At 69.9% G+C, this 15355-nt stretch carries 19 protein-coding genes and 1 tRNA gene; 9 read left to right on the forward strand and 11 right to left on the reverse strand.

Annotated elements, in window-relative coordinates; all coding sequences use genetic code 11:
• Window positions 1-117 precede the first annotated feature (117 nt).
• Together AB0F61_RS23280 and AB0F61_RS23285 are read right to left on the reverse strand one after the other, a co-directional pair.
• Complete coding sequence (locus AB0F61_RS23280) at window positions 118-708, reverse strand: NADAR family protein (protein WP_357813048.1); 591 nt, start codon at window positions 706-708, stop codon at window positions 118-120.
• Window positions 709-1479: 771 nt separating this feature from the next.
• Window positions 1480-1875, reverse strand: coding sequence for a VOC family protein (locus AB0F61_RS23285; RefSeq protein WP_357813051.1), 396 nt, complete (start codon window positions 1873-1875; stop codon window positions 1480-1482).
• Between the two features lie 226 nt (window positions 1876-2101).
• Here AB0F61_RS23285 and AB0F61_RS23290 point away from each other — a divergent pair, with 226 nt between their 5' ends.
• From AB0F61_RS23290 to AB0F61_RS23300, 3 genes are all read left to right on the forward strand, one after another.
• Window positions 2102-2278, forward strand: coding sequence for a hypothetical protein (locus AB0F61_RS23290; protein ID WP_357813054.1), 177 nt, complete (start codon window positions 2102-2104; stop codon window positions 2276-2278).
• A gap of 82 nt (window positions 2279-2360) precedes the next feature.
• Window positions 2361-3026 (forward strand): hypothetical protein, encoded by a 666-nt coding sequence (locus AB0F61_RS23295; RefSeq protein ID WP_357813056.1) that lies wholly within the window; start codon window positions 2361-2363, stop codon window positions 3024-3026.
• Window positions 3027-3310: 284 nt separating this feature from the next.
• A complete protein-coding gene (locus AB0F61_RS23300; protein ID WP_357813059.1) occupies window positions 3311-3772 on the forward strand; it encodes a GNAT family N-acetyltransferase in 462 nt (153 codons plus the stop codon).
• Window positions 3773-4774: 1002 nt separating this feature from the next.
• On the opposite strand, the gene AB0F61_RS23305 is transcribed toward AB0F61_RS23300, so the two are convergent.
• The 3 genes from AB0F61_RS23305 to AB0F61_RS23315 all read right to left on the reverse strand — a co-directional run bounded on the left by AB0F61_RS23305 (window position 4775) and on the right by AB0F61_RS23315 (window position 6356).
• Entirely contained in the window at window positions 4775-4978 is a 204-nt protein-coding gene (locus AB0F61_RS23305) for a cold-shock protein (RefSeq protein WP_043326981.1), read from the reverse strand.
• A gap of 698 nt (window positions 4979-5676) precedes the next feature.
• A tRNA-Val gene (locus AB0F61_RS23310) sits at window positions 5677-5748 on the reverse strand.
• A 50-nt stretch (window positions 5749-5798) separates the two neighbouring features.
• Window positions 5799-6356, reverse strand: coding sequence for a TIGR02611 family protein (locus AB0F61_RS23315; protein ID WP_357813062.1), 558 nt, complete (start codon window positions 6354-6356; stop codon window positions 5799-5801).
• 294 nt (window positions 6357-6650) lie between these two features.
• On the opposite strand from AB0F61_RS23315, the gene AB0F61_RS23320 reads away from it, so the two are divergent.
• Window positions 6651-7082 (forward strand): SsgA family sporulation/cell division regulator, encoded by a 432-nt coding sequence (locus tag AB0F61_RS23320; protein ID WP_007457244.1) that lies wholly within the window; start codon window positions 6651-6653, stop codon window positions 7080-7082.
• Between the two features lie 114 nt (window positions 7083-7196).
• On the opposite strand, the gene AB0F61_RS23325 is transcribed toward AB0F61_RS23320, so the two are convergent.
• Window positions 7197-7973, reverse strand: coding sequence for a glucose 1-dehydrogenase (locus tag AB0F61_RS23325; protein WP_357813066.1), 777 nt, complete (start codon window positions 7971-7973; stop codon window positions 7197-7199).
• 204 nt (window positions 7974-8177) lie between these two features.
• Between AB0F61_RS23325 and AB0F61_RS23330 the strand changes: the two genes are divergently transcribed.
• Both AB0F61_RS23330 and AB0F61_RS23335 read left to right on the forward strand, forming a co-directional pair.
• Window positions 8178-9170 (forward strand): AraC family transcriptional regulator, encoded by a 993-nt coding sequence (locus AB0F61_RS23330; protein WP_357813069.1) that lies wholly within the window; start codon window positions 8178-8180, stop codon window positions 9168-9170.
• A 7-nt stretch (window positions 9171-9177) separates the two neighbouring features.
• On the forward strand, window positions 9178-9633 hold the full coding sequence (locus AB0F61_RS23335; RefSeq protein WP_355032917.1) for an Rrf2 family transcriptional regulator: 456 nt from the start codon (window positions 9178-9180) through the stop codon (window positions 9631-9633).
• 13 nt (window positions 9634-9646) lie between these two features.
• Here AB0F61_RS23335 and AB0F61_RS23340 read toward each other — a convergent pair whose 3' ends face one another.
• From AB0F61_RS23340 to AB0F61_RS23350, 3 genes are all read right to left on the reverse strand, one after another.
• Window positions 9647-10258, reverse strand: a complete 612-nt coding sequence (locus AB0F61_RS23340) for a malonic semialdehyde reductase (protein WP_357813073.1) — start codon at window positions 10256-10258, stop codon at window positions 9647-9649.
• The gene (locus tag AB0F61_RS23345; RefSeq protein ID WP_357813076.1) at window positions 10255-10824 is read right to left on the reverse strand and encodes a flavin reductase family protein; all 570 of its coding nucleotides are present in this window, start codon (window positions 10822-10824) and stop codon (window positions 10255-10257) included. Before AB0F61_RS23345 ends, AB0F61_RS23340 begins: the two co-directional genes overlap by 4 nt.
• A gap of 226 nt (window positions 10825-11050) precedes the next feature.
• On the reverse strand, window positions 11051-11128 hold the full coding sequence (locus tag AB0F61_RS23350) for a putative leader peptide (RefSeq protein WP_357813237.1): 78 nt from the start codon (window positions 11126-11128) through the stop codon (window positions 11051-11053).
• Window positions 11129-11375: 247 nt separating this feature from the next.
• On the opposite strand from AB0F61_RS23350, the gene AB0F61_RS23355 reads away from it, so the two are divergent.
• A complete protein-coding gene (locus AB0F61_RS23355; protein WP_030333600.1) occupies window positions 11376-11555 on the forward strand; it encodes a DUF4236 domain-containing protein in 180 nt (59 codons plus the stop codon).
• 98 nt (window positions 11556-11653) lie between these two features.
• On the opposite strand, the gene AB0F61_RS23360 is transcribed toward AB0F61_RS23355, so the two are convergent.
• Window positions 11654-12529, reverse strand: a complete 876-nt coding sequence (locus AB0F61_RS23360) for a hypothetical protein (RefSeq protein ID WP_357813079.1) — start codon at window positions 12527-12529, stop codon at window positions 11654-11656.
• Between the two features lie 25 nt (window positions 12530-12554).
• Window positions 12555-13076, reverse strand: a complete 522-nt coding sequence (locus AB0F61_RS23365) for a VOC family protein (RefSeq protein WP_357813082.1) — start codon at window positions 13074-13076, stop codon at window positions 12555-12557.
• 49 nt (window positions 13077-13125) lie between these two features.
• Here AB0F61_RS23365 and AB0F61_RS23370 point away from each other — a divergent pair, with 49 nt between their 5' ends.
• Window positions 13126-13587 carry a MarR family transcriptional regulator gene (locus AB0F61_RS23370; RefSeq protein ID WP_357813084.1) on the forward strand — a complete coding sequence of 154 codons (462 nt, stop codon included), beginning with the start codon at window positions 13126-13128 and terminating at the stop codon, window positions 13585-13587.
• Window positions 13588-13644: 57 nt separating this feature from the next.
• The gene (locus AB0F61_RS23375; protein ID WP_357813087.1) at window positions 13645-15315 is read left to right on the forward strand and encodes a tetratricopeptide repeat protein; all 1671 of its coding nucleotides are present in this window, start codon (window positions 13645-13647) and stop codon (window positions 15313-15315) included.
• Window positions 15316-15355: the final 40 nt, after the last annotated feature.

The following is a 15355-nucleotide window of genomic DNA, read 5'->3' on the forward strand; positions in this document are numbered from 1 at the left end:
ATCAGCCGCCTGTCGGTACCGCCCAACCGACGTTTCCGGCGAACCGGCCGGGCCTTGAACGGCATCAGCGGTACGTCAACATCGAGGAAGATCAAGGGCAGTTGACGACGCCGAGCGTCACCCTCGAACCGAGGCGTAAGGCTGTTGATCCCTGAGCACCTCACGCACCTGCATGAGCGCGAATCCGAGCAGGTTGAGGCCTCGCCAAGAGCCGGGGTCGGTAGCAGCGGGATCGTCGCGGTTCAGGCCGATACCCCAGATCCGGTCGACTGGGCTGGCCTCCACGAGAACCCGCTGCCCCGTGTCCAGCAGGAATGCCCGTAGCGCGGGATGCTGGTCGAACTTGGCAAGGTTCCCGGCCACCACGATCGCGCAGCGGTGTTCGCTCCAGGTCTGCTGATCAAAACCTGCGACACGTCCTCCCAGCGTCTTGGCGGCGTGAGGATGCGGCGCGGCAAGAATCTCTTCGGCCATCGCACGGTCGCCGAACAACATGGCCTTGCGCCACATCATGTAGTGCTCCGCAGTGGCGAACCGTAGGCCGTCGGCGGTGAACGCCGCCGGCCACCACTGGCTCAAACAGCCCGCGCCGACACCCCCGTCCCGCTCGGGCTGGTGCCCCCAGAAGAACAGGAACTTGACCCGATGACCCTGCGCCTGCGCAGCGGCCAGATCGGCGACGCTACGAACCGATGCCAGCATGGTCATGAGTGTGCGTTACTGGCGCTCTGCGCACCCCCGCATTTCGGCTGCCGCGACGCTCCCAAGAGCGGACGGTGAGTCACACACTCCACCCGAGCAACCCAGCACGATCATCATGACCTGCACCCATTGTGAAGACCGCTTGATGGTTAGGGGAAATCCTCTCGTCGCAGCTGAGGACGCCCGCCGGGACAACGAGAGCGGGCCAGGGTGCTGACGCCTTCGGGCTCGCCGAAAGCGTCACCACAGAGGATGCGCTGGCCATGGTGCCGCTAGTGGGATCGACGTCTCAGCTAACGGGACCAGCTACTGGTCTGGCACGACTGGACTGTTCGTTCGGACATCGATAAATAGCAGACCTGTCAGGGTGACGATCAGCCACCCGCGATCGGGCGACGCGAGCAATACGGGAGCACCGGGCCCTGACCACTTTGGTATCCACTGGGCGATCACGGCGCACCAATCGACCGCATCACCACACGTCAAAGCCCTCGTCTCTGTCCGGCGTCGGTGAGCACTTCGGCACGGAGACCCCTTCGCCAACCTGCACCCAATCTGCTCCCAGTTGCAAGGCCGGGCCAACCAACGGCTCCTTACCGCCTTGACCTGCGCACACTCCCCCACCAGGCGACATAGAGCGCCGTCGACTGCTGCGCAAAACCGCAGAGCACTCCGGAGTGAAACAGGACGCTGCACCCACTCTGACCTGCAGAAACGAGAAGCCGCGGGTGGGGGCAGGTGCAGTTGAGTGGCGCCTCAGCGGGCAAGTGCGCGACGTCAGGTGGCCCCAAGCAGGTCCCACCGGTTGCCGGCGATGTCGAGGAAGACCGCGACCCGGCCGTAGGGCTCGGTTCGTGGCGCTCGGACAAAGGTGACATCGGCCTCGACCATCCGCCGGTATGCGGCGTCGAAGTCGTCGACGCGCAGGAAGAACCCGACTCGGCCGGCTAGCTGGTTACCGCTTGCGGCGCGTTGGCGTTCTCCGTAGGCGCGAGCGAGCAGGATCCCGGTCTGGGCACCCGGCGGCCGGACGACGACCCACCGCTTGGGTCGACCGTCATTGGTCAGCGATGGAGAGTCCTCGACGAGATCGAAGCCGAGTACGTCGGTGAAGAACGCGATCGCGGGGTCGTACTCGTCGACAATTAGGGCAACCAAGTCGATCTGCACCACGGCAGCGTACGCGGGACAGTGTCCTTCTGGTCGCCCCGTGCGCCGACAATGGGCACAAGAGGACTCTGATCCTGCGGTGTCCACACGACCTGACGGCGCTGCCCCAATGAGCTCCCTGGCAGTCCCGAAACTTTCGCATGGCTGTAGTGGCGCACGAGACACCGAGTCGATGCGAAAGATCGAGCGACGGCACAGCGCCAGGCTCCAACATGCCTCCCAGGAGGGTGTGGCCGCCTACCTTGCGAACGAGGACGCCGAGGTCTACAACGTCACCGACGCCGCAGTCAAGAAGGATGCGCTGGCGGCAGCGTTGAACCTCACGGCCCTCGCGGCAGACGCGGTCACCGCCCTGGCTGCCGAGGTCAGTTGGCCGCCGTCGCTACCCTCGCGATGTGACCAATAGGAGGCAGGCTTCTCCGTCTCGTCGAGCGAAGCGCGAAAAGTCGGTACAGGGCCAGGGTCCCAAGAAACGAGATCGTCTGCCCATGCCGACGGAGGACACAGGGCCACCCGCAGCTCCGCCGACGGACCCGCCAGCCGACCGGTCGTCCGGCTTTCCCGACATCCCCGGTCGACCGGTACTGATCGGACTGGCGGTGCTCGTCGTCCTCGGCGGCAACCTCGGCGCCCATTATCTGTCCGATCCCGCATCGATTCCCCGGCCCTGGCGGGGCGTGGCGGGATGGACCGCGGGCTTCGTCGTCTTCTTCGCCGCGTCCACGCTGACCCAGATCGTGGCTGTCTTCGCGACCCCGGTGCGGCTGCCCTCGACCAGGCGTTTCCTGGAGTTCGTGGGTACATACTCCGCGATCGGCGCAATCGCGGGTGCCGCCCTGGGCGTCCGGGGGGCCATGCACCTGTTCGTGGGCGAGGGTCGTGATTCTGGCCGGTACGGGCTTCCGGACTTCCTGTCCACGATGAGCGACGACATCACCCTCGTCACCCTCATCATGCTAGCGCTGTGCTGGCCGTTCGCCATCAAGCTGTTCCGCGAGATGGCCAGCGCGATACGGGAGAGGAGCACGCACCAAGGAGTACGGATACCGGGCGCGACCTCCCACCTGGTCTCCTTCGTCATTCTGGCCTACGGCAACTGGACCGGGCTTAACGCCGCCTTCTTCGCATACGAGCTGTTGAACCGATACCCATAGGGTCCCGCAACGGCCTCCGCAGAGTGGGTGTGGACTCCGCAACGTTCGCGTGGACGAGACACCAACCATCGCGTATTCGCATCTGATCGAACAGGCGGCGGTCAGAGCGAGATATACCAAATCCGCAGAGATCGAGGCCGCGAATCACTCAGGACGCCGCAGCGCGGCCAGCCCGGCGACCATGTCTGCTACTGACTGTGAGTCGTCCGGTGAGGGCGGGCAGGCGCCCGGATCGCGGCAGATGCGGATGCTGGGCGCGGGCGCGGGCGCGACATACTTGCCCCATGGATAGAGCATGGAGGCTTCGTCCGGCGCTGTCTGCGGATGCGGAATGGCTTGCTGACCTCAAGGCGCGCGCCATGCGCCCAGACCTGGAACGCCTGGGACTGTGGGATAAGGAGTGGGCTCGCCGCCGGTTCCTGGACACCTACGTTCCTGCCAACACCGACATCATTGAGGTCGACGAGAAGCCGGTGGGTGTCATCGCCGTGCGGCCCGAGGTCGATGCGCAGTGGATAGAGCACTTCTATCTTGATCCTGCGATTCAGGGTCAGGGCATAGGCAGTCAGGTACTCCGGCACGTCATGGACGCCCACCGTGATGCGAGGCCTTTCCGGCTTGCCATCGACCGGGGTAGCACGGCGCGCTGGCTCTACGAGCGAGTTGGCTTCGTTCACCTCTACGACGACAGCAACGGCGTGGATCAGATTTTCGGCGCTCCGGGAACCGCTGCCGCGCGAACTTGACGGTCAGATCCACCCCCTGTCACGTCGGAGGGTCGCCTTCCTCCCCAAGCAGTAGGCGGCACAGCATCGGGCCATCGAGGACAAGCCAGCACTGGATGACCCCGGCTTGCTAAGCCGACGCGAGCGCACTGACATCGGCAGATCCGGACGCCGCCGAGCGGCCGATAGACGGTCCCGCCCGCCGGTGCTGTCTCACTGAGGCTGCCCGCGTCGTCGCCGACCAGGCCCGCCGCCTCGCGGGCAACGCCACCGCCGGCACTCCTCAAGGCTCAAACTACCGGCAGCCGACCGTTGCCCCTTGGCCGCGTACAGGTCTCGGTCGACATCCCGAAGCGGCTCGCCGGTCCGGGTCTGCACATCCAGACAGGCACGCAGATAGGGAAGCCAGGTCCGCCGATCCTGGGAGTCTGGCGGCACCTCGGCGTAGCCAATGGCGTTGATCGACTTCACTGCACGCTCGTCAAGGACGGTCCATCGCTGTGGATCCATCGTCATAAGCAGGGCGCTACCGAGGGCAGGGCCGACTCCCTGCCGTACGCGTATCGCGCGCATCGCAGCACCGTCATCCTGACAGCCGCCGGCTGCAGCGGTGATATCCCGGACGATGTGATCGGATTCTCGGGCCAAACCCCTCCCGGCGTTTAGCCCGACGGTGAGCCATGGCATTGAACTTCCAGCCGACAACCGTTAGCACAGCGGAGCGATCGAGGGCCTTAGCTCCAAGCAGCGGAGCCAGGACCTGGTCGTGCTCGACGGGGTAGCGCCGCGCCCACGTCTGCACCCGACGAGCTAACTCACTGTCGTCAATCACGGCGGGAAGCCCAACTACCGGCGCCTGCAGCACGACGAGGTGGTTGATCGCGTCGTGAGCACCAACGCCGCATGAGCGCCCGTCGGCTCAGCCGGCTGAGGAGCCTCATCGTTCGGTCAGGGCGACAATGCGAATTAAATGCCAAACGGCGGCCCGCTGAACCAGTCGGGCCGCCGCTCACAGAATGTGGATCAAAGCGGGCGGATGTTCTCCGCCTGCGGGCCCTTCTGGCCCTGGGTGACGTCGAACTCCACCTTCTGATTCTCGTCGAGGCTGCGGAAGCCGCTCGCCGAGATCGCGGAGAAGTGGGCGAAGACGTCGGCGCCGCCGTCGTCCGGGCTGATGAAGCCGAAGCCCTTGTCGGCGTTGAACCACTTCACGGTACCTGTAGTCATGTCTGCTCCTCGCAGGCTGTCAGAGACCGCATTGTGCGGACCCTTACGCCGCTGCGTTGATCACCCGCGTCGAAACGACACGAAAAACGAAAAACGCCTCGATGGGTTTCAGATACCCCATGAGGCGCCGGATAACGTCTACGGAAATCAAAACTGCAACTCGGTTACCGTAGCACATGATCCTTCGCCGATGCCATGGCAGTGCGTGGGCCGGGCCACTCATCTGCTTGCCCACCCCGGTCGGACGGCACGTTGACCGGGTTCACGATCGGCTGGCCGAAGGTCGCCTCACCTCACCCCGACCAATTCGTGCACCACCTGTACGAAGTCCTTGAGCCCGTGGCCCACCAGATCCGCCGAACGGGCTGCCGCGGCGACCGCGTGACGCAGCACGGTCACCCGCGGCTGGGTACACGACCTCGCATTGTGGACAGGCGAATGGGCCAACCATCGGGCCACGGCCACCAGTCAACCCATGAGCCATAACCCGGGGGCACCCTCTCGCCACGCGGCACCGGCAGCCGTCGGCCCTACTCCTCAACCAGCCAGCAGGCCCGCTCGGCACCGCACATCAGCTCACTCAGCCGGGCCGCCCGAATCGAGGACCAGCGCCGCTGCTCCCAATGTAAGCCGCACATACAGCAAAGCCCGTTACCGATGACTCCGGCAACGGGCTTCTGACCTGCACAAACTGAGAGTGGGCGATGCTGGTATCGAACCAGCGACCTCTTCGGTGTGAACGAAGCGCTCTCCCACTGAGCTAATCGCCCTCAGCGCCACTGACTCTACCCGATCGTGGATCCCGACCGGAAATCCGGGGTCAGTGCGTCGCGAGGTACTGCATCGCCTTGGCGACCAGGTCGATGCCGAGGCTGAACTTGAGCGACAGCCAGACCACGGTGGCCACGAAGACCAGGCCGACGGATCCGAGGACGATTCGCACCGGCAGCGACTGTCGCGTCACCCACTGCGTCCAGCCGTAGACGTGTCGGCGGGTGAAGCCGAGCAGCCGGCGCGCCCAGTGGTATTCGACAGCCCAGATGCCCAACCCGGCGATCACCAGCAGCCAGCCGGGACCGGGCAGCGGGATGAGAGCGATGCCGACGGTCACCACGATCGCGCCGGCGATCGCGATGAAGATCTTGAGGGCGATCCGGCCGGTGGGGTTGGCCCGGATGAGGTCGAGGGTCAGCGAGATGCGCTCCCGCCAGCCGGGGCGGCGCGGCGGGTCCCCGACGACGAGGACGCCGCTGGGACGATCGGCGTCGGGAGTTGGCCGATCGGCGCGTTCGGGCTGCTCCATCGGTTTTCCGTACCCCCGCTTTTCGGCTGCTCGGACCGCGACCTTCGGTGGGCCGGACGCCGCGGGCCGATCCACTGAGGATTTCTTCGCCACCATTTCACCCCCCAGTGTCGCTCAGGCCCGTCACTGCAACGGCCGACTGGACGTTACCGGAGTAAGTCGACGACTGAACCACCCGATGCCGGGCGGGATCACGCACTGGGCAGAACCGGAAATCCTACATGAATGTTCACATTCACGCGGCCTTTCCGTCCCCCTTCCCACCACTGGGTGAAGTCAGCGTATGGCGGAGCGTAGCCAGGAGTAGCACCTGAGTATGGGAAAAGCGGGACACGCGCGTTCCGCAGCGGTGCCGGGGGGAGAACGTCCATGAGTGTCATCCGACCGACGACCGTAGAGGTCGAGACGTCGCTAAGGCTCGTCGCACCTGACGCCACCGCCTTGCCGGTGCGTGCCAGTCTGCGTTACGACCCTGCTGACCCGTATGCGGTCCATGTCCTGTTCCATGCCGAATCTGCCGGCGGCGAGGCGGTGAGCTGGTCCTTCGCCCGCGAACTGCTGGTCACCGGCCTGGACGAGCCAGCCGGCATCGGTGATGTGCGGGTCTGGCCCTGGGCCACACCGCGCGGCGACTTCGTCGCGCTGGCCCTCTCGTCACCGGACGGCAACGCCCTCTTCGAGGTGCCGCGCAGCGTTCTGGTGCGTTTCCTTCGACGGACGTACGTCGTCGTCCCGCGCGGCCGTGAAGCCGAGCACCTGGACGTCGACACGGCGGTGAACCGGCTGCTCGCCGGTCGCTGAGCACCGCCCGAACGGGCAACACCGGCCATACCGGGGCCGCGCGGATCTGCCGAGTCCGCGCGGCCCCGGCACACCCGGGGGTACGCGGGCAGCCCGACCCGGGATGGTCGGTGCTCAGCCGTGCGTGGTGATGCCGCCGTCGACGGGGATGACCGCCCCGGTGAGGTAGGCACCCGCCCGCGAGGAGAGGTAGATGGCGGTGCCGGCCATGTCCTCCGGGCGCCCGATGCGCCCCAGCGGCACCTGCTGCTCGATGGCGGCCCGACTGTCCGGGTCGTCCAGTGCGAAGGCCATCATCTTGCTCTCGAACGGGCCGGGCGCGATCGCGTTGACGGTGATCTGTTCGGCGGCGAGTTGGTGGGCCAGGCTGCGGGTGAGCATGTGCACGGCCGCCTTGGTGGCCGAGTACGCGTACACCTCCATCCACGGCACCCGGATGCCGTCGATCGACCCGATGTTGATCACGCGAGCCGGGTCGTCCGCGCTGGCGGCGGCGCGCAGCGCCGGCAGCAGCGCGGTGGTGAGCCGGAAGACGGCCTTGACGTTGACGGCCCAGAGCTTGTCGAACGCGGCATCCGGGTAGGTTTCCAGCGGTGCGCCCCAGGTCGCGCCGGCGTTGTTGACAAGCACGTCGAGGCGGTCGACGCGCTCGCGTACGGCGGCGGCCAGCGCCTCGGCGCCGGCATCGTCGCCCAGGTCGGCGGGGATGGCCTCGCACCGGCCCTCGGCGGAGAGTTCCTTGGCGACCGCCTCGCAGACGTCGGCCTTCCGAGACGAGATGAGCACGTGTGCGCCGGCCCGCACGAAGCCCTGGGCGATCATCAGACCGATCCCCCGGGAACCACCGGTGACCAGGACCGTCTTACCTTCGACCGAGAACAGCTCCGTCATGCCCATCCCATCGCGAGTCGGCGGGGGCCGCCGACCGGTCGGACGGACGGCGAGGCGCCGGGCGGACCACGGACCGGACGGCGCTACCGCCGGGTAACGTAGCCCGACCGCCGGGATCGCGACAAGCCCCGGAGGCGGCGCCGGTTCCGCGACAGACGTCGATTGGGATGCGATGACCTGCGGTTCGGGCTACCGTCGCAGGCGATGGTCTCCACCGGTCCCTCCCCCGCGCCACCGATCAACTCGGCTTCACCGGCACCCGACGAGATCGCCACGTTCGCGCTTGCCGATCTTGCCGGCGACCCCGGCTGGCGTCGGCCGGTGATCGTCGAGCAGGAGCTGCTGATCCTCACCACCCGTGGGCACGGCGACGCGGAACTCGACTTCCACCTGCTGCCGTGCCGGCCCGGCACGCTGCTGCGGGTCCGCGCCGGTCAGGCGCTGCGCTGCGCCGGCCCGCAGTTCGACGCCACGGTCGTGTCCTGGGACCCTGAGGCGCTGCGCGGTTTCGACGTCGACCTGGCCGCGCCCGTCACCTGGCGGCAACTGGCCGGCGAGGACGAGGACGCGGTGATCACCGAGGTGAGCCAGTTGGCGGTGGACTGCCAGCGGCACCCCGACGGCCGCACCGCCCGCGCGCTGCTCCGCCACCAACTGGCCGTGTTGCTGCTGCGGCTCACCCTGGACGGCGACGACCGCTCGGCCTCCCGGCCCGAGGACGAGACGTTCCACCGGTTCTGCCAGGAGGTGGAGCACGGCTACCGGCGCACCCGACGGGTGGAGGATTATGCCGCCGCGCTGCGTTGCTCGGTGCGTACCCTGACCCGGGCGTGCCTGGCCGTCACCGGCCGCAGCGCCAAGCAGGTCATCGACGAGCGGGTCGCGTTGCAGGCCGGCCGGCAGCTCGCCGCGACCGACCAGCCGATCGCCCAGATCGGCCGGCAGCTCGGCTTCTCCGAGCCAACGAACTTCGGCCGCTTCTTCACCCGCGAGGTAGGGGTCAGCCCCGGCGCGTTCCGGGCCGCCCGCGACCAGCCGGTGACCGGCCGGGTGGTCCGGCCTCGACCGCCAGTCGATTCGACGGGTGCCGACGGTGGCAGGTTGCGCCCCGGCGCGTTCGGCGAACGGGCCAACGGCGGCCACGTCGGGCGGTCCGGGTTGCCCACCGGACCGGCCCGCGGCACCGGCCGGGCATGATGACAGGGTGCAGATCTCCGCGCGCGGCGACTACGCGGTACGGGCGGCACTGAGCCTCGCCACCGCGTACCCCTCGCTGCTGTCCACCCAGGCCATCGCCGGGGAGCAGGACATGCCCCGCAAGTTCCTGGAGGCGGTCCTGGCGGATCTGCGCCGGGCCGGCATCGTCCGCGCCCAGCGCGGCGCCGAGGGTGGTTACACCCTGGCCCGTCCGCCGCGCGAGGTGACCGTCGGCGCGGTGCTGCGGGCGGTGGACGGCCCACTGGCCGGGGTGCGCGGCCTGCGCCCCGAGGAGACCCGGTACGAGGGCGCCGCGGAGAACCTGCCCGGCCTGTGGGTGGCGGTGCGGGCGGCGGTGCGGCGCGTGGTCGACGAGGTGAGCCTCGCCGAGATCGTCAGCGGTCGGCTGCCCGCCCACGTCCGCAAGCTCACCGCGCTGCCCGACGCGTGGGAGCCGCGCTGATCCACCTCGCGCGTCAGAGTGTCCGGACCACGTCCTCGGTGCTCAACCGGGGCAGCCGCTCCGCCCAGGAACCCGGGCCGGGACGGCCCACGTTCATGACCAGCAGCGCCTCGTGCCGCCCGTCGGGAAAGAACTCCCGGGTCACGCCCGCCGCGTCGAACCCGGCCATCGGGCCGGCGGCGAGCCCCGCCGCGCGGACGCCCACCAGCAGGTAGCCGATCTGCAGGGTCGCACTGAACCGGGCCTGTTCGACTCGCGTCGCCCGATCGGTGAGCCAGTCGCGGGCCTGCGGGCGGTGCGGGTACAGCTCGGGCAGCCGCTCGTGGAAGTCCACGTCGGCGGCGAGCACCGCCACCAGCGGCGCGCTTGCGGTCTTCGCCCGGTTGTTCGACGAGAGGTACGGCAGCAGTCGTGCCCGGGACGCCGCGCTGCGCAACAGCAGCACCCGTAGCGGCTGGCCGTTGTACGCGGTGGGCCCGTACCGGATCAGGTCGTGGATCGCCGCGACCTCGGCGTCGGTGACCGGCTCGTCGGTGAACGTGTTGGCCGTGCGGGCCGCCCGGAACAGCAGGTCCTGGGCGGCCCGGTCCAACGCGAGCAGGTCCGGTGTGGTCGCTGCCGTCACCGGGGCACCGGTGCGCCAGCTGTGGTGTAGCCGCCCCGGTGGTGCACCAGCGGCGCGCCGTCGCCGCCGTCGCCGAGCGCCAGGGGCTCGGCGATGACAAGCGTGTGGTCGCCGGCGGGCACCCGGTGCACCACCCGGCAGAACAGCCGGGCCAGCACGCCGGTCAGCAGCGGCACCCCGAACGGCCCGGGCGTCCAGTCCGGGTACGCGGCGAACCTGTCGATGCCGCTGGTGGCGAAGATCGTGGCGGCGTCCCGCTGCCCCGCGGTCAGCAGGTGCACCGCTACGTGCTCGGCACGAGCCAGCACCGGCCAGCTCGACGACGCCGTCCCGAGGCAGAACGAGACGAGCGGTGGGTCCAGCGACACCGACGTGAACGAGGTGGCGGTGAAACCCGCCCGGATCGGCGCGCCGATCCCACCCAGGCAGGCGGGGTCGGTGGCGCGGGCGACCGCGGTGACCACTGTGACGCTTGTGGCCTGTCGGCGCAGCAGGGCACGGAACAGGTCCGAACTCACCGGCCGCAGTTCGGCCGCGTCCGCCGCGGGACGCTCCACGGTGGTCACCGTGACACCAGGGCCGGCGACTGGTGAATCGGTCGGAGCGGGCCGGAGCAGCGGGCCACGGCGGTGATCGGGGCGGTGGCGAAACGGGGTGGGGACATGCGGAGTCTCCTGATCTGTCCACGGTGGGAGCGGGGACGCTCGGAGGGGCGGGAGGCACGCTGCTCCGCGTTGAGCGGGCCGGCGGTGTGAGCGCGGCGCTGGAACCGAGCCGGACGGACCGGCCAGCTCAACAGAGCGCGCTCGCGTGCCGGACCAGGTCGACGTGCACACGAGCGGTGAGGTGAAGCTCAACCCGCTGCGACATGACCTCATGTTGCCGGGGCGGGATCGACCGGTCAACGGTCTTCCAGAAGGTGAGAATTGCACAACTGCCGATGCGACAAAGCGCTCCTAGCAGTGTCTATCGTGGCGCAACACCTATCTGTTGAGTAGAGATTCGGGATGCGTGGCCGGCACTGTCCAGGGCGGACGGCGAGAGGGTTTCAAAAGTTGCCGGTTCGGGCATGTTCGATCTCGACACGGCAGGGAACGGTGACGAGGGGAGTCCTCCGATGGGCCTCATGTTTCGCAAGCGCAAGAAGTACGGTCCGATCATCCTGAACTTCACCGAGAACGGTTTCTCCTCCTGGAGCATCAAGATCGGGCGCTGGTCCTGGAACTCCAAGGCTCGGGCGCACCGGGTCGACCTGCCGGGTCCGCTGTCCTGGAAGCAGGACAAGTCCCGGTCGTAGCCTCCCGGGAGTCGAGCGGGGTGCCGGTGATTCACCGGCACCCCGCTCGGCGTCTGCGGGCTCTCAGCGCGGCGCTCGGCGCTCGGCGCTCGGAATGATCAGCGCGTCGGCGTGATGACCTCGTCGCCGGCCAGCTTGCCGGCCTCGCGGTCGCGTCGCACGTCGCCCGCGTCGAGCAGGTCGGCGAGCGCCCGGTTGGCGTCGGCGGCACGGTAGACGGTCGCGGTGAGGGTGTGCCGACGCAGCTCGGTGACCGGCCGGGGCCCTCCCCGACGCAGTTCCGCAAGCAGCTCGCGGGCCAGCGGTTCGAGGTCGGGATCGCCGGCCACGTCGACCGTCGCGCCGGTCGCGTCGCGGTAGCGCACGCCGAGGTCCGCGCCGACCGACCAGAGCGCGTCGCGGACCGCCTCCAGACTCCGGTCCGAACGACTGCCGAACGCGATCACGCCGGCAGCCTCGTCGTCCGCCAGCACCGGTGCCAGCTCGGCGACCAGGGGAAAGCCGACCGCGACGAGCGCGTCCCGGGCACTGCTGCCCGCGTGCAGCAGCACCTCCCCGGTGCGGCCGTTGGCGGCCGCGGTGAGCAGCTCCCGGCTCACCGCGCCGGGCACGTCCACGAAGGAGAACAGCGGCGAGCCGGCCGCGCCGGCCGCCTTGGCGGCGACCGGCAGTCGGTCCGGCGCGCCGGGCAGCAGGTGCACGGTGACCTCGGCGGGCAGGTGCGCCTCGACCGGGCCGAGGCGGGCCGGGAGGTCGGGCGCGCCGTCGGCCAGCACCAGCACTGTGACCTGCCGGCCGCGCATCTGGTCGGCGTGCGCGGCGACGAGTTGCAGCGCGGCCACCGCGCCGCCCGCGTCGGTGCCGGCGAGCGCCACGGTGGCCCGCCGCGAACGGTGCAGGGCGGTGGGCAGCCAGGTGGTCAGCTGGCGGACCAGCAGCGCGCGGAGGAACTCGGTGGTCCGGTCGGTCGGCATCGGTCCGTTCTACCGTACGACCTGCTCAGGCCGGCACGGAGATCCCCACTCCGCCCCGCGTCTGCCCGCCGTAGCGCCGCCGCTCGGCGTCCAGGTCGAGCCGACCGATCTGCTTGCGGGCGGTAAGCGCGGCGTCGTCGAGCAGGTCGGCGGGGACCAGCCAGACGATCTCGAACTCCAGACCGTCCGGGTCCTGCCCGTAGAGGCTCTTGGTGGTGCCGTGGTCGGAGGTGCCGACCAGAGCCCCGGCGGCGGCGAGCCGCTCGGCGGTGACGGCCAGTTCGTCGAGGGTGTCCACCTCCCAGGCGAGGTGGTAGAGGCCGACGGTGGTCCGGCCGGCGGTCGACCGCCCAGCGCCGGCGCCGATCTCGAACAGGCCGAGGTCGTGGTCGTTCGTGGAGTCGGGGGCCTGGAGGAAGGTGGCGCCCCGGAAGCCGTCCGGGGTCATCGCCACCGCGCGGAAGCCCAGCACGTCCCGGTAGAACGCGACGCTGCGGGCGAGGTCAGTGACGTAGAGGACCGCGTGGTTGAGCCGGTGGATACCCATGACCCGAGGCTAGCGCAGTTTCGTTGAACGTTCAACTAAATGGGTTATGATGGCGGTCATGACCCGCTGGTTGGACTCCGACGAACAACGCACGTGGCGCGCGTACCTCACCGCCTCCCGGGCGCTGATGGACACGCTCGACCGCGAGCTGCAACGCGATGCGGGCATGCCGCACGCGTACTACGAGATCCTGGTCCGGCTCTCCGAGTCCCCCGGTCGCCGCCTGCGGATGAGCGACCTGGCCGAGGCCGCGGGGTCGTCACGCAGCCGGCTCTCGCACGCGGTCGCCCGGCTGGAGGCGGCCGGATGGGTGCGCCGCGAGGACTGCCCCACCGACCGGCGCGGACAGGTCGCGCTGCTCACCGACGAGGGTTTCGCCACCCTCGCGGCCGCCGCGCCCGGCCACGTCGAGGGGGTACGCCGGCACCTGTTCGACGCGTTGAGCCCCGCCCAGGTCGACCAGTTGCGCCGAATCAGCGAAACCCTGACCGACCACCTGAGGAGATCCTGACCAATCGACACCGGCGCGGGTCTTGTACTTACCGTCGTCAAATGAGCACGATGGGGCGTGTCTTCCGGCTTCGGTGAACTGACTGACCAGGCGCACCACCTCGTGTCGGCCGGCGACCTGGCCGGCGCGCAGCAACTGCTCGCCGACGCGCTCACCGACGCCGACCCCCGCCCGGCCAACGCCACCGCAGAACTGGCCGAGGCGGCCAGCCTCCAGGCGCGGGTGCTGGTCGCCCTCGGTGAGCCGCACTCGGCCCGCGGATGGGCCGCCTTCGCGTACGCGGCCACCACCCGACTGCACGGCCGTTCCGACCCGCGCACGGTGGCCGCCGCGGCGACCCTGGCCGCGGTGCTGCACCGGGTCGGCAGCCACTCCCGGGCCGCTCGGCTCTACCAGGAAGTCATCATCGAGCTGACCGCGCAGGACGGCCCGGAGTCGCTGCGGGTGCTCGCCGCCCACGCCGACCTGGCCACCGTCGAGTACGCCCGCGGCCAGTGCACCGTCGCCCGGGACCGGCTCCAGGACGCCTGGGAGCTGCACCGTGAGATCTACGGCGACGGGCACCCCAGCGGCATCAAGATGCTGGCGCGGCTCGGGGCGATGCAGCGTGACTGCGGGCAGTTCACCGAGGCACACGACAACCTGGCGCTGGCCCGCGAGCTGTGCCGGCAGCACCTGCCCGCCGACGATCCGCTGGCCGCGCAGGTGGCGGCCCTGGCCCGGGCGGCGGCCAACCCCGACCACGCCTGCGCCGACGACCCGCCCACGGCCCGGGACACGCCTGTGGTGCCGGCCGCCCGCGTCCCACCGCACGACGACGAGCCGACCGAGGCCGGCCACCAGTCGCCCACCCCTGCCGCACACCACGCCGGGCCGGCGGCCGGCGGCCCGGTTCCGAATCCCCGGACCCCGGCCGACGAACCGGTCGGGTCGACGGGCACCAGGTGGCCACCCGAGACGGAAGAGGAGCCTCCGTCCCACCACACCGACACGCCGGTGCCGCCGTCGGTGATCGGGTTGGCGGGCGGCGCCGAGGAGCAACCCGGGGTGTACCGGCTGCGCCGCCCCGCCACGCCGCCCGACCCGTACCCGCCGTCCGACCCGTACTCGCCGTCCGAGCCGTACCCGGCGTCCGACCCGTACTCGGCGTCCGACCCGTACCGGCCGCCCGACCCGTACGCGCCGGTTGAGCCCTACACGCCGTCCCGCCTGCTGCCGGTCCCCGTGCACCGGGCACCGGCGGCTCGGCGCAACCGGCTGGTGCCGGTGCTGCTGGCCGGCGTGGTCGTGGTGCTGCTCGGCGCGGCCGCGGTGATCGCCGGGGTGGCCCGGGTCGACGGCGACGACGAGCCGACCCCGCCGCCAGCCAGCGGCTCCCCCACCGCCAGCCCGCCGGCCGCCACCGCGCCCAGCCCGGGCAGTACCGCGCCCACGCCGGCTGGCACCGGGGCGCCGCCCGGCGGCCCACCCGGCGCGGTGACCCTGCGCGACACCCGGGACAGCATCGCGCTGAACTGGACCTACCCGGCCGGCAGTGAGGGCCCCGTGGTGATCGCGGGTGGTCGTACCGGTCAGGACCGCAACGTCTTCGCGACCCTGCCGGCCGGCACCACCAGCTACGTCATCTACGCGCTCAACCGCACGAACGACTACTGCTTCACCGTTGCCGTCGTCTGGTCCACCGACACGGTCGCCAGCTCCGAGCAGGTCTGCACCCGCCGCCGCTGAGCCGACAGACGGCTACCGGCCGAGGACGGCACCTCGCACG

The sequence above is a fragment of the Micromonospora sp. NPDC023888 genome, from assembly GCF_040639415.1.
Classification (GTDB): domain Bacteria; phylum Actinomycetota; class Actinomycetes; order Mycobacteriales; family Micromonosporaceae; genus Micromonospora.